The following is a 24,742-nucleotide window of genomic DNA, read 5'->3' on the forward strand; positions in this document are numbered from 1 at the left end:
CGCTCGCTCACTCGACTTTGGCGCCAGCGGCTGAGCCCTCGTCGGATTCCCCAACCCACACCGTCTTGGTGTTGCAGAACTCGCGGATGCCGTAGCCCGCGAGCTCGCGGCCGTAACCGGAGCGCTTGACGCCGCCGAAGCCGAGTTCGGGATAGGACACCGTCATCCCGTTGATGAATACCTGCCCGGCCTCGATGTCGTCGATGAACCGCTGCTGCTCCGCCTCGTCGTTGGTCCAGGCGTTGGAACCCAGCCCGAAGGTGGTGGCGTTGGCGATTTCGATGGCCTCGTCGATGTCGGCGGCCCGGTACATCGACGCGACCGGACCGAACACCTCCTCGGTGTAGAGCGCCATGTCCTTGGTGATGTCGGTGACCACCGTCGGCGGGTAGAACCACCCGGGCCCCTCGGGCGTCTTGCCGCCCAGGGGAATCTTCGCGCCGGCCGCGGCGGCGGCGTCGACCTGCTTCGCGATCTCGTCACGTCCCGATTCGGTCGCCAGCGGGCCGACGTCGGTGTCCGGGTCGGTCGGGTCGCCGACCTTGAGCGCGGCCATGCGCTCGACGAACTTGTCGACGAAAGCGTCGTAGATGTCGGTGTGCACGATGAACCGCTTGGCGGCGATGCAGGACTGCCCGTTGTTCTGCACCCGGGCGGTGACCGCGGTCTTGACGGCCTCGTCGAGGTTGGCCGACGGCATCACGATGAACGGGTCGCTGCCGCCGAGCTCGAGAACGGTGGGCTTGATCTCGTCGCCGGCGATGGCGCCGACGGACTGGCCGGCCGGCTCGCTGCCGGTCAGCGTGGCCGCCGCCACCCGCGGGTCCCGCAGGATGCGCTCGACGGCGCTGGACGAGACGAGCAGCGTCTGGAAACAGCCCTCGGGGAAGCCGCCGCGCGCGATGACGTCGGATAGATACAGCGCCGACTGCGGGACGTTGGAGGCGTGCTTGAGGATGCCGACGTTTCCCGCCATCAGAGCGGGCGCGGCGAACCGCACGGCCTGCCACAGCGGGAAGTTCCACGGCATGATGGCCAGCACCACGCCGAGCGGCTGATAACGGGTGTAGGCGCGCTTGGCGCCCACCGCCTTGGCGTCGGCCGGTTCGTCGGCGAGCAGCTGCTCGGCATTATCCGCGTAGTAGCGAAAGCCCTTGGCGCACTTGATGACTTCGGCCTTGGCCGATTTCAGGGTCTTGCCCATTTCCAGAGTCATCATGGCGCCGACCTCGTCGGCCTCGGCTTCCAGCAGATCTGCGGTGGCGTTCGCCCACTGGGCGCGCTGGGCGAAAGTGGTGTTGTGGCGATAGTCGCGGAATCGCTCGTAGGCGCGGGCGATCGCCGCCTCGACTTCCTCGTCCGTGGCCGGCGTGAAGGTTTTGACTGTCTCGCCGGTAGCCGGGTTGATCGTGGCAATAGGCACGCTGACATCCTTCGCGTTTAAGGGTTGGCAATACGTCCAACATCTAGCCTGCCACTATCGTTCCCTCCAGGGAGGTGCCGGATGAGCAAAGCGGCCGAGCTGATGGTCAAGTGCCTGGAAAACGAGGGTGTGGAGGTGGTCTTCGGACTGCCCGGGGAGGAGAACATCCGGTTCGTGCAGGCCCTGGCGTCCTCGCAGATCCGCTACGTGCTGACCCGCCACGAGCAGGCCGCGGCGTTCATGGCCGAGATGTACGGGCGTGTGACGGGCCGGGCGGCCGTGGTCTCGGCCACGTTGGGCCCGGGTGCGATCAACATGCAGCTCGGGGTGGCCGACGCCACCACGAACAGCACCCCGATGGTGGCGATCTCCGCGCAGGTCGGCCAGGACCGCCAGTTCAAGGAGTCCCACCAGTACGTCGACCTGGTATCGATGTTCGCCCCGATTACCCGCTGGGCCGACGGCGTGCCCACCGCACGCGCGATCCCGGAGATGTTCCGCAAGGCGTTCAAGGTGGCCGAGGCCGAACGCCCGGCCGCGGTCTACCTCGCGGTGCCCGAGCACATCGACGCCGACGAGACCGACTACGAGCTGAGCCCGCTGCCGCGCAACGTGGTGCGCGCCGAGGCGCCGGCTCCCGGACAGATCGAACGCGCGGTCGAAATCCTGCGCGGCGCCAAGCGGCCGGTGGTGCTGGCCGGGCACGGCGCCGCGCGCGCCGACGCCACCGCGGCATTGGTCCGGTTCTCCGAGGACTTCGGGATTCAGGTCGCCAACACCTTCCACGGCAAGGGTGTCATGCCCGACGATCACCCCAACGCCATCGGGACCATCGGGTTCATGCGGCACGACTACGTCAACTTCGGATTCGATAACGCCGACGTCGTGATCGCGGTCGGCTACGAACTGCAGGAGTTCGACCCGGTCCGAATCAACCCGCAAGCCGACAAGAAGATCATCCATATTCATCGTTTCCCGGCCGAGGTCGACATGCACTACCCGGTCGACGTCGGGATCATCGGCGACATCACTGCTTCGCTCAACGCCCTGACCGAGGCCCTGGCCGGTCACGGCATCGAGCACGCCGAAGAGGTACCCGGGTCCGGCCTGCTCGCCGAGGAATTCGCTCGGGGACAACAGGATTCGCGATACCCGCTGGCGCCCCAGCGAGTTGTCGCCGACATCCGGGCCGCGCTGGGCCGCAGCGACGTCGTGCTGGTCGACACCGGTGCGACCAAGATGTGGATGGCCCGGCTCTACCCGACCTATGAGCGCAACACCTGCTTGGTATCGAATGGCTTGTCCACCATGGCTTTTGCGCTGCCGGGAGCGTTGGGAGTCAAGCTGGCCCGGCCGGAGTCCAAGGTGCTCGCCGTGGTGGGTGACGGCGCCTTCTTGATGAACTCGCAGGAAATCGAGACCGCGGTGCGCGAGAAGATCCCCCTGGTGGTGTTGATCTGGGAGGACGGCGGCTACGGCCTGATCGAGTGGAAGATGGACCTCGAGCTCGGCAACCACTACTACGTGAAGTTCGACAACCCCGATATCGTCAAGTACGCCGAAAGCTTTGGCGCCAATGGATATCGGATCACCAGCGCCGACGAGTTGTTGCCGACGCTGCAGGCCGCGCTCGCCGATGATGGGGTTTCGCTGATCGCCTGCCCGGTGGACTACTCCGAGAATCTGCGGCTGACCGACCGGCTCGGCGAACTGGACGAAACGCTGTAGGCCTTCCGCCCTCCGGAAACCGGCCCGACCGTCGAGGTTAGGTGTTTTTCGCCGTTTTGTGCAACGTCATCGGCGAAACATATTGGCCCACCAGCGCGCGGTGCCACCAGACCCGATCGCGCCGCAATTCCACCGGTGTGCTGAAGCGGTACTGGTAGAGCTGCGCGCGCACATACCGCGGCGGCGAGTCCGGAAAAGGATTGTGCCGCAACAGCCGCAGCGTAGCCCGGTCGTTGCGCAGCAGTCGTTGCATAAACGGCTTCAGCCACGGCTGGGCGTAAGCCGGGGAGATGGCGGCGAACCACATCAGCCAGTCCAGCCGCAAATGGTAGGGCGCCCACTGGCGTGGCAACCGCCCGGGAGCGCCGGGTTTGCCCTTGAATTCGTATTCCTTCCACACTGTCTGCGCGGTGAGTCGCGGTTCGTCGGTGCCTTCGATCACCACCTCGCGGCGGACACGGCCGATGTTGCCGAAGGCGCCGTAGGTGTTCACCAAGTGAAATGGGTTGAACGACATGTTCATTCGCTGACGCGGTGACAGCATGTTGCGCACCGGCCAGTAGGTCAGGAACAGCACCGCGCCGGCGAAGCCCACCACCAGGGTGGCAAACCACAGCGGCGCCGCCGACACCGCGAGATGTCCGGGTATCGACACCAGCGGGGCGGCCGTCGAATCGTCGATGGCGCTGAACGCCAGCACGATCGTCAGCCAGTTTAGCCAGGCGAAGTTGCCCGAAAGCACCAGCCACAGCTGGGTCAGCACAATGATCGCCGCGGCCACGCTGGCCACCGGTTGGGGCGCGAACAACCCGAACGGGACCACCAGCTGCGCGAAGTGGTTGCCCGCCACTTCGATTCGATGCAGCGGCTTGGGCAGGTGATGGAAGAACCAACTCAGCGGACCCGGCATCGGCTGGGTTTCGTGGTGGTAGTACAGGCAGGTCAGGTCGCGCCAGCAGGCGTCACCGCGCATCTTGATCAGCCCGGCGCCGAACTCGACCCGAAACAGCAGCAGTCGCGCCATCCACAACGTCAGCACCGGCGGAGCGACGTGATCGTTGCCGAGGAAGATCATCAGGAATCCGCTTTCCAGCAACAGGGATTCCCAGCCGAACGAATACCACGCTTGTCCGACGTTGACGATCGAAAGGTAGAGCACCCACAGAGTCAGCCAGACCGACATCGCGGCCCAGAGCGGCAGCACGTCGGCCGCACCGGCGACGACGGCCGCCGACAGCGCGGTGCCGAGCCAGGACACCGAGGCGAACAGCCGATCGGAGTAGTGCAGCGCAAAGATGCTGGGCGATCTCCACGCTGACTGCCCCGCCAAAAATCGCGGCACCGGCAGGATTCCGTGCTCGCCGATCAGGGCGCGGAACTGCAGCGCGGCGGCGACGAACGCGATCAGGTAGATGGCCGCCGCGCCGCGCTCGAGCACGAACCTGCCCAACCAGTAGTCGGGGGCTGAAAACCAGTCCATGGCCACAACTCCTCGGACAGCGGCGGTCATACGATTCCGCGTATCCAGTCAACCAGCCGATAAACGGCTAGCCAACGCCCGAAACGTCATTCGCCGTGCGCGGGTGCCCGCGATCCGGCATGGCGACCACCGAGGTGGCGAGCACAGCCAGCGAAATCATCGCCAGCAGTTGAACATTCGCCCAATGGCCGGAGTACCCGTCGACCGACCGCCAGGGATGGCGCGACAGCGCCGCGCCGGCCAGAATCAGTCCGCCCGCACTGGCGGCGATGGTGGTCCGGTCGCGCAACCGCTCGCGATGGCGCAGCGCGTACCGCAGGCCGAGCGCGGCGCCGACCACGGCGACCCCGGCCACGCCGGCGATCAGCGCCCCGGCCGCCAACAGCGGCACCACCGCCCAGGGCCCCGGCGACCATGGTGACGCGGGTGGGTCGTCGGAACGGGCGCGCCGGCGCCACAACGCGAGCATGGCCAACAGCGGCAGCAACGCCAGGCCCGCGGCCAGCCCGACCCGGTACAGCGAGTTGGATGCGAAGCTCAGCGTGATGGTGCCGGGATCTCCGGGGGGCACCACCCAGCCCTGCTGCCACCCGTTGACGGCCACCGGCGTCAAGCGGGTCCCGGTGCTGGTGCGTGCGACCCAGCCCGGGTTGATGCTTTCGGGAATGACCAGCACCCGCGAGGCGGAGGATGCGGGGGCCCGGATTTCGCGGCGGTCGGGCCCCCACGCACCCGTCGCGGCCGGCATCGTCGAAACCCCGGTGGGGCTGGGCGATTCGACGGTCGACAGTTGTGCCCCGTCCACGACGAACTGGGCGCCGGGACTGATCAGCAATTCCTGTTGCCCGGTCGGCAACGCGATCGGATTGGGATCGCAGGTGCTCACCGGTGTCGGCTCGCCGTTGAGCAGCGCTTGTGCCGTGGTCCGGATCGAGGTGTGCACGAACCGGCCCGCGACCGCGATGACCGGGCCATGGTCGCAGTCGACGACGATCTCGCGTGACCGGTTGCGCGCCGCGTCGGCGGGGGCGATCGGATTGCCGTCGGCGCCCAGCGCCGCGATCTCGGCCAGGCCCGGCGGCTTGAGCTGGTCGAAGCCCAGCGCGTTGCGGTCGATGACGTCTTGCCAGTCCATCAGGCTGACGGTGACGGTGTCGGTGACCCGCGGGCGCAGCGACAGCGTTTGCGGCCGGGCGGCGCCTTCGTCGCTCGGCGTGAGTTTGCGGACCTGCGGGCCGTCGCCGAGGTTGACGGCCACTACCGTCGGCTGCGCGGGCAACGTCGACCGGCTGGGCAACAGCCGCAGACCCGCGACCTCGGTCGGCCTGGGCAGGACTAGCGTCAGCGTCGGCGCGCTGCGGTGTTGCACCACGCGCTGCGGCGCCGTCCAGGCGGTGGCCGGATCGCCGTCGGTGGCCGCATAGGCCGAACCCAGGATGTCCACCGTGTCCGAATCACCTTGGGCCCGAGTGGTATTCGGCTCGGCGATCAGGTCGGCCAAGCGGGGGCCCTGGCGCGGCCGCACCCACAACCGCGGGGTCACCGACACCGGCGCCGAAACCGTCAGGGTGCGGCTGAAATTGACCGGCTCCTCCGGAGCCAGCGCCATCGACGGCGCGCAGCGCACGCTGTCACCGGCCGCGGCACAGCCCGGCCGGCCGAGCAGCTCGGAACCCAGATCCCAGCCGGTGACCGCCGAACCCGGCGGCGGGCCGGGCACCCGCACGGTATGCCGCAGGTCGACCGGGTGCGCGAAACCCGAGGCGTCGTACTGGGTGATCGACAGGTCGGTGATGCCGAACTGCACGCCGCTGGATCCGTCGTCGGTGCCGGCGGCGGTGATCCGCACCCACGGGGTTTCGCCGTAGGGCAGCGCCACGGTGAGCGGTTTGCCGGGCTGATCGAAGCGCAGCGTGGTGCTGCCGGTGGCGGTGTCGATCGCGATGCGACGGACCTGGGAACCCACCGCGGTCGCGCTGGGTGTGAGGGTGAGCGCCGCGTTGGTCACCGGGTGATCGAAGTTCACCTGCATCCACTGCCCGACCGCGGCTTGCAGGGCGTTGGTCACCCACGCGGTTGCCGGATCGCCGTCGATCGCGGCGGCGGGGGAGGTCGCCGGAGCCACATCGGGCATGGCGGTCGAATCCGACGACGAACTCGAGACCGTGATCCGGCCGCCGTTCCACCCGCCGAATATCGGGTCGGTGCCCGGGACCGGATAGTCGGGCACCCGGTTGAAGGTGTGCCGGGTGTCGCCGTCGGCCCGGATCGCCGACGAGTGTTGGTCGACGCGGCCGTAGTCGGTCTCCCGTGCCGTCGGGGTGTCCGTCACGGTCACCCCAGCGTTGGGGGGCATCGGCAGCCTCGCCCCCCGGGCGTCGGCGGTCAGCAGCACCGGACCCAGTGGCGGTTGGCCCAGCAGCCGGCGCCGTTCGTCGAGCCGCAGCAGCACTTCGGGTCCGCCGTCGATGCGGGACAACTGATCGACGTCGGCCAGGTAGGGCGCGCCGGGATTGCCGGCAGCGGCCACCCGATAGATCTCGACCGCCGGGTAGCTCGGCCGCAGCCCGCTGTCGGCGACGAACCCCGGCAAGGTGCCGGGCCCCACCGGCTCGCCGAACTGCGCCACCTTCTCCAGTCGCGGCGAGCCTTCGACCGCGCGGTGCACCAGGATCGGGCGCGCCGAACGCGACGTGTCGGGATCCAGGTCGTTGCGCACCACCACATACGAAATGCCTTGGCGGGCAAGCGTATCGGCGAGTCCCGCCGACGGGATACCGGCGGCGAACAGGCGCTGCACGGAATCCAGCGCCCGGATGGTCTGCGGCGGGGTCAACGGGATGGAGTCGCGCACACCCCACGGGCTGGTGCCGAGCACCTGCAGCGGCTCGTCGTGGGTGGTGCCCCACGTCTGCGTCGCGAACGGTGCCCCCGGGACCACCAAAACCCTTCCGGGCGTGGGGGTTCCGGTGTTGTGCGCACTGAGCCAGTCGGCGGCGTCGTGCCAGTAGCGGGGGATCGCGCTGAATGTGCCCGGCGGGGTGAGCCGGGCGGTCCATGCCAGCGAGGTGCTGACCATCAGCGCGGTCAGCACCACCACCGTCACGGCGACCCGCTTGTCGCGTTCGGGGTGGGCGAAGGCAGCCACCCACTGCGCTCGCGGCACGCTACCCGGCCCCCAGCCAGGAAGAGGTACCCGGCCCAGCAACGCCGCGACGCCCAGCACGATCGGAATCCGGATGACCGACTCCAGCTTGTGCACGTTGCGCAGCGGTGCGCCCGCGGCGTCCAGGAACAGCTGCACTTGGTGTGCCAGCGGCGAGCCCAACCCGCCGCTATAGCCGACGGCCATCAGCACCACCCCGACCAGCAGCATCGCCACCAGCCGTCCGCGGGCCGGCGTCGCGGGGTGGGCGAGCCCGGCCAACCCGGCCGCCGCGACCAGACAGGTCGCCAGGATGGCCGCCGATCCGGTCACCAGCGGCGCGCCCGCGGTCGCGGTCGGGGCCACGAACGGCGTCCAGCTGTCGGTCCCTCGCAACATCTCGACCAGTGACGACCATTGCGTCGTCACCCCCGAGGATTCGATGAAGTCCAGGAACGGCGGGCTGACGTTACGCAGCAGCACCAGCGCGACGACCCACCACAGCATCGCCAGCACAAGGCTCAACAGCCACCATCCCGTGTAGCGCCACCACAAGCGATTCGGCCGATGACAGGCCCACCAGATCACCGCCGGCAGGCAACCCGCCAGCGTGGCGATGGCGTTGACCGCGCCCATCAGAGCGACCGCCAGCCCCGCTTGGCCGGCCAGTGCCCGCACCGATCTGCCGCCCCGCAAAGCCAGGATCGTCGGCAGCAAAACCCACGGCGCCAGCATGATCGGCAAGGTCTCCGACGAGATCGAGCCGAGAGTGGTCAGTACCCGCGGGCTCAGCGCGAACGCGGCGGCCGCGATCAGACGCGATGTCGGGCTGCCGATCCCCAGCGCCTCGGCGACCCGCAGCAAGCCCCAGAAGCCGACCGTCAGCAGCAATGCCCACCACAGTCGCTGGGTCATCCAGCCCGGCACACCGAGCAGGTGGCCGATTGCGAAGAATGCGCCGTGCGGAAACAGATAGCCGTAAGCCTGGTTCTGCGTCTGGCCGAATGGCAGCTCGCTGTTCCACAGGTTTGTCGCGCGGGCCAGGAAGCGCAGCGGGTTGGCCGTCAGGTCCAGCTTGGTGTCCGGGGACACCTGTCCGGGCGATTGCGCCAACGTCAGCGCCAGGCACACCGCGCCCACCAGCAACAGCCAGCGTCGCGACAGCGGTGTGACGGACAAGCCCGCGTCCGATTCCGCGGGCGCCGCCGACGGAGTCGTTGCCGCGGAGCTAGCTACGGTTGCCGTACTCGACCCGGTTGAGCACTGACGACTGCGGATCGCCCCCGGGGAGTGGCGGCTTCGTGTCCTGTTGCACCATCAGCGTGACACCGAAGATCGCGGCCGCGCCCAGCAACAAACCAACCACCACGCTCGCGGCGGCGGGCGCAATGATCCGGTTCATCGGTCTCCTAGGGTTTCGCGGGCGTCACGGGGGACTACCCAGAAGTCAACCTAGCAGAACGGCCGTCCCGGTCCGCGGACCGCGAGTCATGGCCATGGCACGCAATGCCCATGCCAACAGCGGGAGCCATAGTTCACCAGATACGGTCCCGCGGGACTGGGGATGGCCGGCGCGCTTGGTACGGGCTCCAGCCGATGGTCCTCGACGGTGAGCGTGACGCCGACGGTCGCGGCGGCGCCGATCGTCAGCCCCGCCGCGATGCCGATGGCCGCGGCCAGCGCGAACCCGGGCATCGCTGGCTCCTCCCCTTGCCAGTCACAGGTCTGTGGCCAACCTAACCGGGGCGGGATCGGAAATGCGTGACGACGGCCGCGAGTCGCGTCAGGGCTGCAGTTCCGGCGGCAGTCCCGGAATCGGCGGGATCTGGTTCAGGCAGTTATCCGGGCTGTCGCACGGTAAGCAGTACCCGCCGATGCACCGGTCGCCGTACTGCACGAGGTAGTGCGAGGACGGATGGGACGGGGCTCGGGCCGGCACCATCGTGTGGTCCTCGGCGGCGAGCGTGACGCCGACGGTTGCGACGGCACCGATCGCCAAACCCGCGGCGATACCTGCCGCGGCCGCCAGCGTGAAGGCAGTCATCGCTGCCTCCTCCCTCCCCGAGCTGATGAGCCGTAGCTAACTTATCCCGGGTCGACACTCGGTGACCACGGAATTCGCCCGGTCGGGCGCGCATCAATGCGCACAGCCGTCGTGACACCATGTCCCGATGCCTTTTCCGCGCACCCTGGCCGTGCTGGCCGCCGCCACCGCTGTGGTGGCGGCGTGTGGACACGACACCGGCCGGCCCCCCGCATCCAGCACGAGCAGCAAGGTGGTCGCCGCACCTCCGGCGCCACCGGTTTGCGGTGATCCCACGGCCAAGCTGTCCACCCGCGACAAGCTGGCCCAGTTGCTGATGGTCGGGGTGAAGAACGCCGACGACGCCCGCGCGGTGGTCAACGGCTACCACGTCGGCGGCATCTTCATCGGCAGCTGGACGGACCTGGACATCTTCAAGGGCCCATTGGCCGAGATCGCGGGCAACGCGGGGCCCCTGCCGCTGGCGGTCAGCGTCGACGAAGAAGGCGGCCGGGTATCGCGGCTGAAATCGCTGATCGGTACCGCGCCCTCACCGCGGCAGCTGGCCCAGAGCCAAACCGTCGAACAGGTCCACGACCAGGCGGCCCAGCGCGGCAAGAAGATGCATGACCTGGGTATCACCGTCGACTTCGCGCCGGTGGTCGATGTGTCCGACGAGCCGGACGACGACGTGATCGGGAACCGCTCGTTCAGCAACGACCCGGCCGTCGTCACCGCGTACGCCGGGGCCTACGCGCAGGGCCTGCGCGACGCCGGAGTGCTGCCGGTGCTCAAACACTTCCCCGGCCACGGGCACGGGTCCGGGGATTCGCACAAGGGCGGTGTCGTCACGCCGCCGCTGAGCGATCTGCAAACCAGCGACCTGGTGCCCTACCGGACGCTGATCACCGCGACACCGGTCGCTGTCATGGTGGGCCACCTGCAGGTTCCCGGGCTGACCGGCGACGACCCGGCCAGTTTGAGCCGGCCCGCGGTGCAATTGCTGCGCGACGGCATCGGTTACGGGGCCCCGCCCTTCAACGGGCCGGTGTTCAGCGACGATCTGTCCAGCATGGCCGCGATCTCCGATCGTTTCGGCGTTGCCGAAGCGGCGCTGCGGAGTCTGCAGGCGGGTATCGATGTCGCGCTGTGGGTCACCACCGACGAAGTCCCCGCGGTCCTGGACCGTCTCGAAAAGGCAGTATCCGCAGGCGAATTGGCGTTGCCGGGGGTGGACCAATCGCTGGTCCGGGTGGCGGCGATGAAGGGACCCGCCCGGACGTGTGGACACTGAACGGCCGCTCGATCGTTACCCTGGAGTCAGATTGACAGAGCCCGACGGGCTTGAAAGGGCGCAGCGATGGCAGGTGGTACCAAGCGGCTACCGCGTGCTGTCCGGGAACAGCAAATGCTCGACGCCGCCGTGCAGATGTTCTCGGTCAACGGCTATCACGAGACGTCGATGGACACCATCGCCGCCGCGGCCGAGATTTCCAAGCCGATGCTCTACCTGTATTACGGCTCCAAAGAGGACCTGTTCGGCGCCTGCCTGAATCGCGAGATGACCCGGTTCATCGACGCGGTGCGCGCCGACATCGACTTCACCCAAAGCCCGAGGGACTTGCTGCGCAACACCATCGGCTCGTTCCTGCGCTACATCGACGCCAACCGGGCGTCCTGGATCGTGATGTACACCCAGGCCATCAGCTCGCAGGCGTTCGCCCACACCGTGCGCGAGGGACGCGAGCAGATCATCGAGCTGGTGGCCGGGTTGGTGCGGGAAAACAGCCGCACGCCGCGCACCGACGCCGAGCACCAGATGATGGCCGTCGCGCTGGTGGGCGCCGGCGAGGCGATGGCCAACCGGCTGTCCACCGGCGATATCGACGTCGACGAGGCGGCCGAGCTGATGATCGACCTGTTCTGGCACGGCCTTCGCGGCGTGCCGGTGGATCAGGACGCCAGCGCCTCGACACGCAACGCGGGCTAGATTCGTGCAGTGCCCCGCGTGCGCGCCTGGACCTCGGGTCGCAATGTCGACTTCTTCTGTGCCGTCGTCATTGTGGGATTGTTGGCCGGGGTCGCCGGCCTCTCGACGACGTTCGTGCTGCGCTTTGTTCAGCACCTGACCTACAACTACAGTTTCGGCACTTTGCTGGTCGGGGTCGCCGGCAGCAGCCCGGTGCGCCGCGCGCTGGGACCGATGGTCGGCGCGTCGCTGGCCGGGCTGGGCTGGTGGATTTTGCGGCGCCGGGCCGAAGTGCCGCCGCTGGCCGGAACCATCGCCCGCCACGAGCGGATACCCCGGCTGTCGTGGAGCATCGACGCGATGCTGCAGGTGTTGTTGGTCGGTTCTGGGGCGTCCCTGGGCCGGGAAGGTGCGCCACGCCAATTCGCTGCGGCACTAAGTGATTTCGCGACGGGCTGGCTGCGTCGACTGTCCGGCCGCGACCGCGAGATCCTGCTGGCCTGCGCGGCCGGGGCCGGGCTGGGGGCGGTGTACGCCGTGCCGCTGGCCGGTGCGCTGTTCTCGGTGCGGATCATGCTCAACACCTGGCACCCGCGGGCGCTGGGCGCGGCATGCCTGACCTCCAGCCTGGCCGTCGCGATCGGCTCGGCCATCACCCGCGATCAGCCCAACCTTGCGTGGCCGATCGGGGAGTCCACCTACCTGCTGACCGCACACGGATTGATACTGGCGCCGTTCGCCCTTGCGGTGGGACTGGCGTTCAACCGGCTGATGTCGGTGGCGCGCCCCGCCCGCCAGATCCGCAGCTGGGTGCTGATTCCCGCGCTCGCCGGCGCCGGGCTGGTGATGGGCATCTGCTCGCATTGGTGGCCCGAACTGCCCGGCAATGGGCGCAGCATCCTGACCGTCAGCCTGGCCAGCGGCCTGACACTGACCGCGGCGACCGCGATCCTGGTGCTGAAGCCGTTACTGACCGCCCTGTTCCTGCGGGCCGGGGGTGCCGGCGGAATGCTCACGCCGTCGCTGGCCACCGGCGCCGCTACCGGTACGGCGTTGGTGCTGGCCATCAATTGGCTGACCGGAGCGCATTTGCATGTGCCGGCCGTTTCGCTGGCCGGCGCCGCCGGGGTGCTCGCGGTCACCCAGGGCTCACCGATCTGGGCCGCGATCTTCGTCTGGGAGCTGGCCCGGCCGCCGCTATGGCTGTTCGGAGTTTTCCTGCTGACCGCGACCGGCGCCCACGGCCTCAAAAAACTGCTCAGCGTGCGCGGACAGAAGCAGGACGAACGCGCCGGCTGAGCTCTACAGCGGCCGGACTGTTCCGGTCAGATGCGGATAGCCCTTGGCGATGTTGCGCAGGGCGAGCTCCCAGCTGCCCCGGTCGTTTTCCTCGATGTAGAGGCCCATGGTCGCGGGCAGGATCACCGGCTTGCCGAACCGCACCGAGTACTTCACCGCATCGGGTAGCCGGGCTTCGATATTAGCCAATACTGCTGCGGCACTGAACATTCCGTGCGCAATAACAGTCGGGAATCCGAATAGCCTGGCAGCGATCGGGTTGGTGTGGATCGGGTTGTGATCACCGCCGATGACCGCGTAGCGGCGGATCTGACCGGGCGTAATCCGCAGCAGCGCGGGCGGTGGCGGCAGCTTCGGCTGCTTCTGCGGCGGGGGTTTGGGTTCGTCGGACAAGCTGGTGCGCTGCTGATGCAGGAAGGTCGTCACCTGATGCCATGCGGTTTCGTTGCCGACGCTCACGTCGGTCACCAGGTCGACGAGTAGGCCCTTGCGGTGCTCGCGCAGATTCTCGGCGTGCACCCGCACCCCGACGGTGTCGGTGACCGCGATCGGCCGGTACTGCGTGATGTGGTTCTCGGTATGCACCGAACCGATTGCGGCGAAAGGGAAGTCAAAACCCGTCACCAACGACATCAGTGCCGGAAAGGTCAGCGCGAACGGATAGGTGAGCGGCACGTTGTTGCCGTAGCGCAAACCCGTGATCGCGGCGTACTCGGCCACGTTCGTGCGGTCGATCGGCAGTTCCTCGACGGTCGCCGTGCGACTGGGCAGCTGATCCGTCCGGGACACCAGGGGCAGCGCCCCGGCGGCCGCTCGCAGCATGTTCCGCAGGCCGCTTGGCTGATTCATTCGTTCTCCTTGAACTCCGGCTGGATTTGTCCGCCTCCTCAGCGGGCCGTTGCGGCCCGCATCGTCACCGGACTCAAGCGCCCAGCATGGCCTGGCCGCAGACGCGAATGACGTTGCCGGTCACCGCGTTTGACGCCGGGCTGGCGAAGTAGGCGATCGCCTCGGCGACGTCGACCGGTTGCCCGCCCTGCAGCAGTGAGTTCATCCGGCGGCCCACCTCGCGGGTGGCGAGCGGAATCGCTTCTGTCATCTTGGTTTCGATGAATCCCGGTGCCACCGCGTTGATCGTGATGCCCTTCTCGTGCAGCTCCGGCGCCAGCGCCTGGGTGAGGCCGATCATCCCGGCCTTCGTGGTGGCGTAGTTCGTCTGTCCGCGGTTGCCGGCGATACCGGCCATCGACGATAAGCCGATCACCCGGCCCCCTTCGCCGATGCTGCCGTTGCCGATCAGCCCTTCGGTAAGTCGTTGCGGGGCAAGCAGATTCACGGCCAGGACGGAGTCCCAGCGGGCGTCGTCCATGTTGGCCAGCAGCTTGTCGCGCGTGATGCCGGCGTTGTTGACCAGCACATCGGCGTGCCCGGCGTAGTGGTCGCGCAGGTGCTCGGTGATCTTGTCGACGGCATCGTCGGCGGTGACGTCGAGCCAAAGCGCGGTGCCGCCAACCCGGCTCGCCGTTTCGGCCAGTGCCTCGGCACTGGACTCCACGTCGATCGCGACGACGCGCGCACCGTCGCGGGCGAACACCTCGGCGATCGTCGCGCCGATGCCGCGGGCGGCACCGGTCACAATCGCCACCTTGCCGTCCAGCGGCCGGTCCCAGTCGGCCGGCGGGGTGGAGTCATCGGCACCCAGATAGAAGACCTGGCCGTCAACATAGGCCGACTTAGCCGAAAGGATAAACCGCAGAGTCGATTCCAGGCCCGTCGCGGCCGGTTTGGCGTCCGGTGACAGGTAGACCAGCGCCACGGTCGAGCCGTGGCGCAGCTCCTTGCCCAGCGAGCGGGTGAAGCCCTCCAGCGCGCGCTGCGCGATCCGCTCGTCGGTGCTGCCGGCGGCGTCGGGTGTGGTGCCGACCACAACCACGCGCGCGCAGTGGGCGAGATTGCGCAGCAGCGGTGTGAAGAAATCGTGCAGCGCCTTGAGGCCCTTGGGCGCCGCAATGCCGGTGGCGTCGAAGACCAGCCCGCCGAATCGGTCGGCCCAGCGGCCACCCAGATTGTTGCTGACCACGTCGTAGTCGCCGTCCAGCGCCGCCCGCAGCGGCTCGACCACCCTGCCTTGCTGGTCGGGTGGGCCGCCGATCAGCAAGGATCCGGGCAGTGGCGCGTCACCGGCGGAGTAGCGGCGCAGGTGCTCGGGTTGCGGAACACCAAGTTGCTTCGCCAAAAAGGAGCCGGGAGCGGAGTTGACCACCTGTGAGAACAGATCGGACGAACGATTGGGAGCCACTGAGCTGCCTTCCGTTTCTTGAGTGCCGTACGAGCCAACCGTATCGGGCACGAACTTACTGCAGAGTAAGAACCGTGGGTAGTATGGGTCCCAACGTCCAATCCCCCAAACTGAAAATTGGAGATGAACGTGGCCCCTGCAAGTTCGCAGCCAGGCAATCAGGCAGCTCAGGCAGCTCAGGCAGCTCAGGCGAGTATGAAGTCCCGGCGGCGCGTCGCCGTACTAGGCGGCAATCGCATTCCCTTCGCACGATCCGACGGTGCCTACGCCGAGGCTTCCAATCAAGACATGTTCACTGCGGCGCTGGGCGGCCTGGTGGACCGGTTCGGGTTGGGTGGGCAGCGGTTGGGCGTGGTCGTCGGCGGTGCGGTGCTCAAGCACAGCCGCGACTTCAACCTGATGCGTGAGTGTGTGCTCGGGTCCGAATTATCCTCGTACACACCGGCCTTCGACATTCAACAGGCGTGCGGTACCGGCTTGCAGGCGGCGATCGCGGCCGCGGACGGCATCGCGTCAGGCCGCTACGAGGTTGCCGCCGCCGGCGGAGTGGACACCACGTCGGACCCGCCGATCGGCCTGGGCGACAACCTGCGCCGCACCCTGCTGAAGTTGCGCCGGTCCAAGTCCAACCTGCAACGGCTGAAGTTGGTGGGGACGTTGCCCGCCACCCTCGGCGTCGAAATCCCGGCCAACAGCGAGCCGCGCACCGGCCTGTCGATGGGCGAGCATGCCGCCATCACCGCCAAGCAGATGGGGATCAAGCGGGTCGACCAGGACGAGTTGGCCGTCGCCAGCCACCGCAACATGGCCGCGGCCTACGACCGGGGCTTTTTCGACGACCTCGTCACACCCTTCCTGGGGCTGTACCGCGACGACAACCTGCGGGCCAACTCCAGCACCGAGAAGCTCGCCACGCTGCGCCCGGTATTCGGCGTCAAGGCCGGCGACGCGACGATGACAGCCGGCAATTCGACACCGTTGACCGACGGCGCCTCGGTCGCCCTGCTGGCCAGCGAGGAGTGGGCCGCCGAGCATTCGTTGCCCACGCTGGCCTACCTGGTGGACGCGGAGACCGCCGCGGTCGACTACGTCAATGGACGGGACGGGCTGCTGATGGCACCGACGTATGCGGTGCCCCGGCTGCTGGCCCGCAACGGCCTGAGCCTGCAGGATTTCGACTTCTACGAGATCCACGAGGCCTTCGCGTCGGTGGTGCTGGCGCATCTGCAGGCGTGGGAGTCCGAGGAGTACTGCAAGGAACGGCTGGGGCTCGACGCCGCGCTCGGATCGATCGACCGGTCCAAACTCAACGTCAACGGCTCGTCGCTGGCCGCCGGCCACCCGTTCGCGGCCACCGGCGGGCGGATCCTGGCGCAGGCCGCCAAACAGCTGGCCGGGAAGAAAGCCGAGCGCAACGGACCGGCGCGGGCGCTGATCTCGATCTGTGCGGCCGGTGGACAGGGTGTTGCGGCCATCCTGGAGGCGTGACCCGTCGTTGGCCGGTATCCGCTGATCCGCACCGGTCGTGCATGAAGTCCGTCACACCGGGTTAGCGAGATCGGGGGACGGGTAACCGATGTGCGGATTGTCCCGTGTTGTGGTCTGACCCCCCGACCCCGACGGCAACACGGGGCATCCCCCTATTCGACCGCCGGTTCACAAGACGGGCGTACGAAAAGGGCCGCCGCTGGTTTGAGGGGATCCAGCGGCGGTCTTTTTGGTACCGCCCGCCCGAGATGCAAAATCCCCCGCTTCAGCGTGGAAGCGGGGGATTTTGCGTGTACAGCTTTCTAGAAGGCGGCCTCGTCCAGCTCCATGATGTCGTTGTCCAGCGTCTCGATCACCTCGCGGGTGCCCGCCAACAGCGGCAGGAAGTTCTTCGCGAAGAACGACGCGACCGCGATCTTGCCCTCGTAGAAGGACCGGTCGGCACCGCTGGCGCCGGCGTCGAGCGCCTGCACGGCCACCGCCGCCTGACGCTGCAGCAACCAGCCGATCACCAGGTCTCCGACGCTCATCAGGAAGCGCACCGAACCCAGCCCCACCTTGTACAGGCTGGAGATGTCCTCCTGAGCGGCCATCAGGTAGCCGGTCAGGGTGGCGGCCATCGCCTGGACGTCTTCCAGGGCCTTGGCCAGGTGCTCGCGCTCGGTCTTGAGCCGGCCGTTGCCGGTCTCGGCGTCGACGAACTTCTGGATCTGCTCCGACACGTGCGCCAGCGCCACACCCTTGTCGCGGATGATCTTGCGGAAGAAGAAGTCCTGCGCCTGGATGGCCGTGGTGCCCTCGTAGAGGGAGTCGATCTTGGCGTCCCGGATGTACTGCTCGATCGGGTAGTCCTGCAGGAAGCCGGACCCACCGAACGTCTGCAGGCTCTCGGTCAGCTTCGCGTAGGCCTGCTCGGAGCCCACTCCCTTGACCACCGGCAGCATCAGGTCGTTGACCTTGACCGCCAGGTCCGCGTCGACGCCGTACAGCGCCTCGGCGACGGCCGCGTCCTGGTAGGTCGCGGTGAACAGGTACAGCGCGCGCAAACCCTCGGCGTAGGCCTTCTGGGTCATCAGCGACCGGCGCACATCCGGGTGGTGCGTGATGGTCACCCGCGGAGCGGTCTTGTCGGTCATCTGAGTCATGTCAGCGCCCTGCAGGCGCGATTTCGCGTACTCCAGCGCGTTCAGGTAGCCGGTGGACAGCGTGGCAATCGCCTTGGTGCCGACCATCATCCGGGCCATCTCGATGACCTCGAACATCTGCGCGATACCGTTGTGCACGTCGCCGACCAGCCAGCCCTTGGCGGGCACGTCGTGCTGACCGAACGACAACTCGCACGTGGCGGAGACCTTCAGGCCCATCTTGTGCTCGACATTGGTGACGAACACCCCGTTGCGCTCGCCGAGCTCGCCGGTCTCGTGGTCGAACAGGAACTTCGGCACGATGAACAGGGACAGTCCCTTGGTACCGGGGCCGGCGCCCTCGGGGCGAGCCAGCACCAGGTGCACGATGTTCTCGAACAGGTCGTCAGAGTCGGCGGACGTGATGAACCGCTTGACGCCGTCGATGTGCCAGGAGCCGTCCTCCTGCTGGACTGCCTTGGTGCGGCCGGCGCCGACATCCGAGCCGGCGTCCGGCTCGGTCAGCACCATGGTCGCGCCCCAGCCACGCTCGGCGCACATCACGGCCCACTTCTTCTGCTCCTCGGTACCGAGGTGGTAGATGATGTTGGCGAAACCGGCGCCGCCGGCATACATCCACACCGCAGGGTTGGCGCCGAGGATGTGCTCGTGCAGGGCCCACACCAGCGCCTTGGGCATCGGCATGCCGCCCAGCACCTCGTCGATGCCGGCCTTGTCCCAGCCGGCTTCGACCACCGCGCGGACGGACTTCTTGAACGACTCGGGCAGGGTCACCGCGTGAGTCTTGGGGTCGAACACCGGCGGATTGCGGTCGCCGTCGACGAACGACTCGGCGACCGGCCCCTCGGCCAGCCGGCTCATTTCGGTAAGCATTTCGTGGGCGGTGTCGGCATCGAGGTCGCTGAATGCGCCTTGGCCTAGCGCCTGGTCAACGCCCAACACCTCAAACAGGTTGAATACCTGGTCGCGGACGTTGCTCTTGTAGTGGCTCACTATTCTCCTCCTCGTTGAGAATGCCACGCTGTGGTTGAGTACTTGGGCTAAGTTACCCACCAGTAACACCGCTAAATATAGCCGCTGGATCGGTTGGCGCAAGTGAATGTGAGCTAGATTTCATTGTCTAATTAACCAACCGGTTGGGAAGGCCCAGTTCACGCCTTCGACAGCTTCTCTACCTGCGGCGATAATGGAACAGTGACAGGTGTGAAGAGCGTCACCGCCTTGCCGGTGGTGGACCTGACGGCCGGTACCGAGGTGTTGCGCGAGCGCCTGCGCGACGCCGCCCACGAGGTGGGTTTCTTCTATCTGACCGGCCACGGCGTGGCGCAGACGCTGGTCGCCCGGGTGCTGGAAGCAGCCCGCGCGTTGTTCGCGCTGCCGCAGGCCGACAAGGACGCCGTCGCGATGGTGCGCAGCCCGCATTTCCGCGGTTACACCCGGCTGGGCGGCGAGCTGACCCTGGGCGAGGTGGATTGGCGCGAGCAGATTGATATTGGGCCCGAGCGCCCGGCCGTCGGCGGGCCGGGCCAGCCGGACTACCTGTGGTTGCAGGGCCCCAACCAGTGGCCGGCGGCGCTACCCGAGTTACCGGCGATCATCGCCGAGTGGGACACCGCGCTGTCGCGAGTGGCCCGCATCCTGCTGAGACATTGGGCAGCCTCGCTGGGCAGCCCGCCCGACGTGTTCGACGCGGCCTTCGCCGAGACGCCCGCCACGCTGATCAAGGTCATTCGCTATCCGGCCCGCGCGGCCAGCCCGCAGGGCGTGGGTGCGCACCGGGACTCCGGGGTGCTGACGCTGCTGTTGGCCGAGCCGGGCAGTCGGGGACTGCAGGTGCGCCGGGGCGACTCGCGAGGCTGGGTCGATGTGCCGCCGGTGCAGGGGGCGTTCATCGTCAACATCGGCGAGCTGCTCGAGGTCGCGACGAGCGGCTACCTGCGTGCCACCGAACACCGGGTGAATCTGAGCGGCGGGACCGCCGAGCGAATTTCGATCCCGTTCTTCTTCAACCCCCGGCTGGATGCGCAGATACCGGTGTTGTCGCTGCCGCCGGAGCTGTCGGCTCTTGCCGCCCGCTCCGATAAAACCTGGTCACCGACCGAAAACCCGTCCGACCCGATCTTCTCCGTCTACGGTCGCAATGCCTGGAAGAGCAGGCTGCGGGCGCACCCGGACGTGGCTAATGCGCACGGACACTCGACGGGTAGGGTCAGAAACGCGAATCCGTCGTTGGCTCAAGGGGCGAATGAAGTCCAGTGAATGCATCGAACAAGCTGACACCATCCACACTTCGTGAGGCCTTCGGTCATTTCCCGTCCGGCGTGGTGGCGATCGCCGCCGAGGTGTCGGGAGTCCGGGTGGGTCTGGCCGCCAGCACCTTTGTCCCCGTCTCGTTGGACCCGCCGCTGGTCTCGTTCTGCGTGCAGAACACCTCGACCACCTGGCCCAAGCTCAAGGACCTGCCGATGCTGGGCATCAGCGTGCTCGGTGAGGCGCACGACGAGGCTGCTCGCACCCTGGCCGCCAAGACCGGAGACAGGTTCGCCAACATGGAGACGGTGTCCTATGAATCCGGCGCGGTCTTCATCAAGGGCACCGCACTCTGGCTGGAGAGCGCGATCGAGCAAGTGATCCCGGCCGGGGACCACGTCATCGTCGTCCTACGGGTCAACGAAGTGACGGTTGACGCCGAGGTGGCACCGATTGTCTTCCACCGCAGCGTATTTCGTCGCCTCGGCGCCTGACGGCCGCCCAACTGTAATTGGCAACGCATCGCCCGAGAGGCGACGTCGGAAGTTACAGTCTCGCGGATATCAGCGGCGGAACAGCTTGTTGCCCAGCCAGACGACGGGGTCGTACTTGCGGTCGGCGACCCGCTCTTTCATCGGGATCAGCGCGTTGTCGGTGATCTTGATGTGCTCGGGGCAGACCTCGGTGCAGCACTTGGTGATGTTGCAGTAGCCCAGGCCGAATTCCTCCTGGGCCATGTCGCGCCGGTCCAGCGTGTCCAGCGGATGCATCTCGAGCTCGGCGGCCCGCATCAGGAAGCGAGGGCCGGCGAAGGCCTTCTTATTCTCCTCGTGGTCGCGGATCACGTGGCAGACGTTGTTACACAGGAAGCACTCGATGCACTTGCGGAACTCCTGCGAGCGCTGCACGTCGGCTTGGGCCATCCGGTACTCGCCGGGTTGCAAGTCCTTGGGCGGTGCGAAAGACGGGATCTCCCGGGCCTTTTCGTAGTTGAATGAGACGTCGGTGACCAGGTCGCGGATCACCGGGAAGGTGCGCAGCGGGGTCACCGTCACGACCTCGTCCTCGGCGAACGACGACATCCGGGTCATGCACATCAGCTTCGGCATGCCGTTGATCTCTGCCGAGCAGGATCCGCACTTGCCCGCCTTGCAGTTCCACCGCACCGCGAGGTCGGGGGTCTGCGTCTGCTGCAGGCGATGGATGATGTCGAGCACCACCTCGCCCTCGTTGACCTCGACCGTGAAGTCCTGTAGCGCGCCGCCGACATCGTCGCCGCGCCACACCCGCATCGTCGCGTTGTAGCCCATTAGCCTCTCCGTCCTGGGTGGTCGGCCAGCTCTTCATCGGTGAAGTACTTCTCCAGCTCGGAGATCTCGAAGAGCTCCAAGAGGTCGGACCGCATCGGCAGCTGGTCTTCGCGTGTGACGGTGACGTCGGGAATAGCGTCGCCGTCACCGCCGTCCGCGCGGCACACCAGCAACACCTTGCGCCACGACGGGTCCATGCCGGGGTGGTCGTCGCGGGTGTGTCCGCCACGGCTCTCGGTGCGCAGCAGCGCGGCCTTGGCGACGCATTCGCTGACCAGCAGCATGTTGCGCAGGTCGATGGCCAGGTTCCAGCCGGGGTTGTACTGGCGGTGCCCCTCGACGTGGATGTGCTTGAACCGCTCACGCAGCGCGTTGAGCCGTTCCAGCGCCTCGGAGATCTCCTCCGACTTGCGGATGATGCCGACCAGGTCGTTCATCGACTGCTGCAGTTCCAGCTGCAGCGTGTACGGGTTCTCGGCGGCCGATCCGTTGGTCGGTGCCTCGAAGGGAGCCAGCGCCCGCTTGGCGGCCGCCTCGATCGCGTCCTCGCTGACGGTCGGGCGACTGGACAGAGCGCGCGCGTAATCGGCGGCGCCCAGCCCCGCGCGACGGCCGAAGACCAGCAGGTCCGACAGCGAGTTGCCACCCAGCCGGTTGGAGCCGTGCATGCCGCCGGAGCATTCACCGGCGGCGAACAGGCCGGCGACGGTGGCCGCGCCGGTGTCGGGGTCGACCTCGACACCGCCCATCACGTAGTGGCAGGTGGGCCCGACTTCCATGGGCTCCTTGGTGATGTCGACGCCGGCCAGCTCCATGAACTGGTGGTGCATCGACGGCAGCCGCCGCTTGATCTCGTCGGGCGTCAACCGGGAAGCGATGTCCAGGTAGACGCCGCCGTGTGGGGTGCCGCGACCGGACTTGACCTCCGAGTTGATCGCCCGGGCGACCTCATCGCGGGGCAGCAGGTCCGGGGTGCGCCGCGCCGAGTCGTTGTCCTTGAGCCATTGGTCGGCTTCCTGCTCGGTCTCGGCGTACTGGCCCTTGAACACCGGCGGGATGTAGTCGAACATGAAGCGCTTGTTGTCGGAGTTCTTCAGCACTCCGCCGTCGCCGCGCACACCCTCGGTGACCAGAATTCCCTTCACACTCGGCGGCCAGACCATGCCCGTCGGGTGGAACTGGATGAACTCCATGTTGATCAGCGTCGCGCCGGCCCGCAGCGCCAGTGCGTGGCCGTCGCCGGTGTACTCCCAGGAGTTCGACGTGACCTTGAAGGACTTGCCGATTCCACCGGTGGCCAGCACCACAGCGGGTGCGTCGAAGACGACGAACTTGCCGCTTTGGCGCCAGTAGCCGAATGCTCCGGCGATCGCGTCACCGTCTTTGAGCAGCTCGGTGATTGCGCACTCGGCGAAGACCCTGATCCGCGCCTCGTAGTCGCCGAGTTCGGCGAAGTCTTCCTGCTGCAGCGAGACGATCTTCTGCTGCATGGTGCGGATCAGCTCCAGGCCGGTGCGGTCACCGACGTGCGCCAGCCGAGGATAGGTGTGGCCACCGAAGTTGCGCTGGCTGATCTTGCCGTCCTTGAGACGGTCGAACAGCGCGCCGTAGGTCTCCAGCTCCCAGACCCGGTCCGGTGCCTCCTTGGCGTGCAGTTCGGCCATCCGCCAGTTGTTGAGGAACTTGCCACCGCGCATCGTGTCGCCGAAGTGGGTCTTCCAGTTGTCCTTGGGGTTGGTGTTGCCCATGGACGCCGCGCAGCCACCCTCGGCCATGACCGTGTGGGCCTTGCCGAACAGGGATTTGGTCACCACCGCGACCTTGAGGCCGCGTTCGCGCGCTTCGATGACCGCGCGCAAACCCGCGCCGCCGGCACCGATCACGACCACGTCGTAGGAGTGCCGTTCGACCTCAGTCATGGAACCTCACTTAACATTCCGATTTCTGGCAAAGGGCTTGTCAGCCAACAAATCTCGGGTCTGAGATGGTGCCGCTGGCCACCAGTGCGATGTAGAAGTCGGTAAGCATCAGCGTGCCCAGGGTGATCCACGCGTACAGCTTGTGCCGGGTGTTGATGACGCTGACCTTGGTCCAGATCCAGTACCGCACAGGGTGTTTGGAGAAGTGCTTGAGCCGTCCGCCGGTCACGTGCCGGCACGAGTGGCAGGACAGGGTGTAGACCCACAGCATGATGACGTTGCCCAGCAGGATCAGATTGCCCAGACCGAAACCGAATCCGCCTGGTCCCTCGTCCGAATGAAACGCGACGATCGCGTCGTAGGTGTTGATGACCGAGATGATGCCGGCGATGTAGAAGAAGTACCGATGCGTGTTCTGGACGATCAGCGGGAACTTGGTTTCGCCGGTGTAGTGGACGCGGGGCTCGGCCACCGCACACGAGGTGGGCGACTGCCACACCGTGCGGTAGTAGGCACCGCGGTAGTAGTAGCAGGTCAGCCGGAACAGCAGCAGGAATGGCAGGGTCAGCGCCGCGTACGGCAACCACCACACGTCCGGAAGGACCTGCGGCCAGAATTCGCTGGACGCACCGCAGGCCTTGCTGACGCACGGCGAGTAGAACGGCGTCAGGTAGTGGTACTTCGGGACGTAGAAGTAGTTCTGTTGGAACGCCCGGAACGTCGCGTAGATGACGAATGCGGCGAAGCCGAGGTCGATGCGCAACGGCGACATCCACCACCGGTCGGTACGTAGTGTCCGCTGCTGAATTTGGGCGCGCGTCGGTGAAAAGATGCCGGACGCAGGACGGTTCGCCGTTGGTGCGCTCATGCAAATGTTCCTCTTCGAACAGGGCTGTTGCTCGAAGGGTACAAGACCAGTGCCTCCGATTTAACGGGGGCTTGGAATATCAGGAACGATTGTGACCCCCGACACCCTCGTCGTCGACATCGCGCCAGAAATCGGTGTCGTACTGAGTGTCGGGAATGATGATCTTCTCGCCAGAATGCTGAACAGTGGCTCGCGCCAAGTCCAATTCCGAAACATCGGTGTCGAGTAATTCGACATCGCCGATGATCCGGTCGGCGTCGATCACGATGCGACGCATCGCCGGGCTGTCGCCGTAGCGCGATCTCAAGGAGCTCACGCACCGCCGTAAACCGCCGATGAGATCGTGCAGTTCGGCGAGTTCAGTCGTGGTGGACAAGAGATCTCCTAGGGCCGAGG

20 protein-coding genes are annotated in these 24,742 nt (G+C 67.1%); 7 read left to right on the plus strand and 13 right to left on the minus strand.

Features of this window, described 5'->3' with window-relative positions; genetic code table 11:
- Positions 1–7: 7 nt before the first annotated feature.
- The gene (locus AC5Y5O_RS00005) at positions 8–1,423 is read right to left on the minus strand and encodes an NADP-dependent succinic semialdehyde dehydrogenase (RefSeq protein ID WP_096283952.1); all 1,416 of its coding nucleotides are present in this window, start codon (positions 1,421–1,423) and stop codon (positions 8–10) included.
- An 81-nt stretch (positions 1,424–1,504) separates the two neighbouring features.
- Between AC5Y5O_RS00005 and AC5Y5O_RS00010 the strand changes: the two genes are divergently transcribed.
- Positions 1,505–3,151, plus strand: coding sequence for an acetolactate synthase large subunit (locus AC5Y5O_RS00010; RefSeq protein WP_096283954.1), 1,647 nt, complete (start codon positions 1,505–1,507; stop codon positions 3,149–3,151).
- Between the two features lie 37 nt (positions 3,152–3,188).
- Here AC5Y5O_RS00010 and AC5Y5O_RS00015 read toward each other — a convergent pair whose 3' ends face one another.
- From AC5Y5O_RS00015 to AC5Y5O_RS00035, 5 genes are all read right to left on the minus strand, one after another.
- Positions 3,189–4,631, minus strand: coding sequence for a lipase maturation factor family protein (locus tag AC5Y5O_RS00015; RefSeq protein ID WP_096283956.1), 1,443 nt, complete (start codon positions 4,629–4,631; stop codon positions 3,189–3,191).
- A 67-nt stretch (positions 4,632–4,698) separates the two neighbouring features.
- Complete coding sequence (locus AC5Y5O_RS00020) at positions 4,699–8,955, minus strand: alpha-(1->3)-arabinofuranosyltransferase domain-containing protein (RefSeq protein ID WP_500023197.1); 4,257 nt, start codon at positions 8,953–8,955, stop codon at positions 4,699–4,701.
- 49 nt (positions 8,956–9,004) lie between these two features.
- Positions 9,005–9,178 (minus strand): DUF2613 domain-containing protein, encoded by a 174-nt coding sequence (locus AC5Y5O_RS00025; RefSeq protein ID WP_066947240.1) that lies wholly within the window; start codon positions 9,176–9,178, stop codon positions 9,005–9,007.
- 86 nt (positions 9,179–9,264) lie between these two features.
- The gene (locus tag AC5Y5O_RS00030; RefSeq protein ID WP_096283958.1) at positions 9,265–9,471 is read right to left on the minus strand and encodes a DUF2613 family protein; all 207 of its coding nucleotides are present in this window, start codon (positions 9,469–9,471) and stop codon (positions 9,265–9,267) included.
- A gap of 88 nt (positions 9,472–9,559) precedes the next feature.
- On the minus strand, positions 9,560–9,820 hold the full coding sequence (locus AC5Y5O_RS00035; RefSeq protein ID WP_500023200.1) for a DUF2613 family protein: 261 nt from the start codon (positions 9,818–9,820) through the stop codon (positions 9,560–9,562).
- Between the two features lie 127 nt (positions 9,821–9,947).
- Between AC5Y5O_RS00035 and AC5Y5O_RS00040 the strand changes: the two genes are divergently transcribed.
- From AC5Y5O_RS00040 to AC5Y5O_RS00050, 3 genes are all read left to right on the plus strand, one after another.
- A complete protein-coding gene (locus AC5Y5O_RS00040) occupies positions 9,948–11,093 on the plus strand; it encodes a glycoside hydrolase family 3 N-terminal domain-containing protein (protein ID WP_096283962.1) in 1,146 nt (381 codons plus the stop codon).
- 66 nt (positions 11,094–11,159) lie between these two features.
- Positions 11,160–11,789 (plus strand): TetR/AcrR family transcriptional regulator, encoded by a 630-nt coding sequence (locus AC5Y5O_RS00045; protein WP_096283964.1) that lies wholly within the window; start codon positions 11,160–11,162, stop codon positions 11,787–11,789.
- 18 nt (positions 11,790–11,807) lie between these two features.
- Positions 11,808–13,067, plus strand: coding sequence for a chloride channel protein (locus tag AC5Y5O_RS00050; protein ID WP_096283966.1), 1,260 nt, complete (start codon positions 11,808–11,810; stop codon positions 13,065–13,067).
- A 3-nt stretch (positions 13,068–13,070) separates the two neighbouring features.
- Here the strand turns inward: AC5Y5O_RS00050 and AC5Y5O_RS00055 are convergent, their stop codons facing one another.
- Together AC5Y5O_RS00055 and AC5Y5O_RS00060 are read right to left on the minus strand one after the other, a co-directional pair.
- On the minus strand, positions 13,071–13,916 hold the full coding sequence (locus AC5Y5O_RS00055) for a MaoC/PaaZ C-terminal domain-containing protein (protein WP_500023203.1): 846 nt from the start codon (positions 13,914–13,916) through the stop codon (positions 13,071–13,073).
- Between the two features lie 73 nt (positions 13,917–13,989).
- A complete protein-coding gene (locus tag AC5Y5O_RS00060; protein WP_096283970.1) occupies positions 13,990–15,366 on the minus strand; it encodes a 3-oxoacyl-ACP reductase in 1,377 nt (458 codons plus the stop codon).
- Positions 15,367–15,561: 195 nt separating this feature from the next.
- Between AC5Y5O_RS00060 and AC5Y5O_RS00065 the strand changes: the two genes are divergently transcribed.
- Positions 15,562–16,854: an acetyl-CoA C-acetyltransferase gene (locus tag AC5Y5O_RS00065; protein ID WP_500023205.1), complete on the plus strand. Its 1,293-nt coding sequence runs from the start codon at positions 15,562–15,564 to the stop codon at positions 16,852–16,854.
- A gap of 302 nt (positions 16,855–17,156) precedes the next feature.
- On the opposite strand, the gene AC5Y5O_RS00070 is transcribed toward AC5Y5O_RS00065, so the two are convergent.
- The gene (locus AC5Y5O_RS00070) at positions 17,157–18,992 is read right to left on the minus strand and encodes an acyl-CoA dehydrogenase (RefSeq protein WP_096283974.1); all 1,836 of its coding nucleotides are present in this window, start codon (positions 18,990–18,992) and stop codon (positions 17,157–17,159) included.
- 210 nt (positions 18,993–19,202) lie between these two features.
- Between AC5Y5O_RS00070 and AC5Y5O_RS00075 the strand changes: the two genes are divergently transcribed.
- Positions 19,203–20,258 (plus strand): isopenicillin N synthase family dioxygenase, encoded by a 1,056-nt coding sequence (locus tag AC5Y5O_RS00075; protein ID WP_500023731.1) that lies wholly within the window; start codon positions 19,203–19,205, stop codon positions 20,256–20,258.
- Positions 20,255–20,743, plus strand: a complete 489-nt coding sequence (locus tag AC5Y5O_RS00080) for a flavin reductase family protein (protein WP_096283976.1) — start codon at positions 20,255–20,257, stop codon at positions 20,741–20,743. Before AC5Y5O_RS00075 ends, AC5Y5O_RS00080 begins: the two co-directional genes overlap by 4 nt.
- Before the next feature lie 69 nt (positions 20,744–20,812).
- Here AC5Y5O_RS00080 and AC5Y5O_RS00085 read toward each other — a convergent pair whose 3' ends face one another.
- The 4 genes from AC5Y5O_RS00085 to AC5Y5O_RS00100 all read right to left on the minus strand — a co-directional run bounded on the left by AC5Y5O_RS00085 (position 20,813) and on the right by AC5Y5O_RS00100 (position 24,722).
- Positions 20,813–21,559, minus strand: coding sequence for a succinate dehydrogenase/fumarate reductase iron-sulfur subunit (locus AC5Y5O_RS00085; protein ID WP_096283978.1), 747 nt, complete (start codon positions 21,557–21,559; stop codon positions 20,813–20,815).
- Entirely contained in the window at positions 21,559–23,478 is a 1,920-nt protein-coding gene (locus AC5Y5O_RS00090) for a fumarate reductase/succinate dehydrogenase flavoprotein subunit (protein WP_096283980.1), read from the minus strand. The genes AC5Y5O_RS00085 and AC5Y5O_RS00090 overlap by 1 nt, the downstream gene beginning before the upstream one ends.
- Positions 23,479–23,518: 40 nt before the next feature.
- A complete protein-coding gene (sdhC, locus tag AC5Y5O_RS00095; protein ID WP_096283982.1) occupies positions 23,519–24,346 on the minus strand; it encodes a succinate dehydrogenase subunit SdhC in 828 nt (275 codons plus the stop codon).
- A 79-nt stretch (positions 24,347–24,425) separates the two neighbouring features.
- Positions 24,426–24,722: an Rv0250c family protein gene (locus AC5Y5O_RS00100; protein WP_096283984.1), complete on the minus strand. Its 297-nt coding sequence runs from the start codon at positions 24,720–24,722 to the stop codon at positions 24,426–24,428.
- Between the last annotated feature and the right edge of the window lie 20 nt (positions 24,723–24,742).

It is taken from the genome of Mycobacterium sp. NGS40 (genome assembly GCF_059812735.1).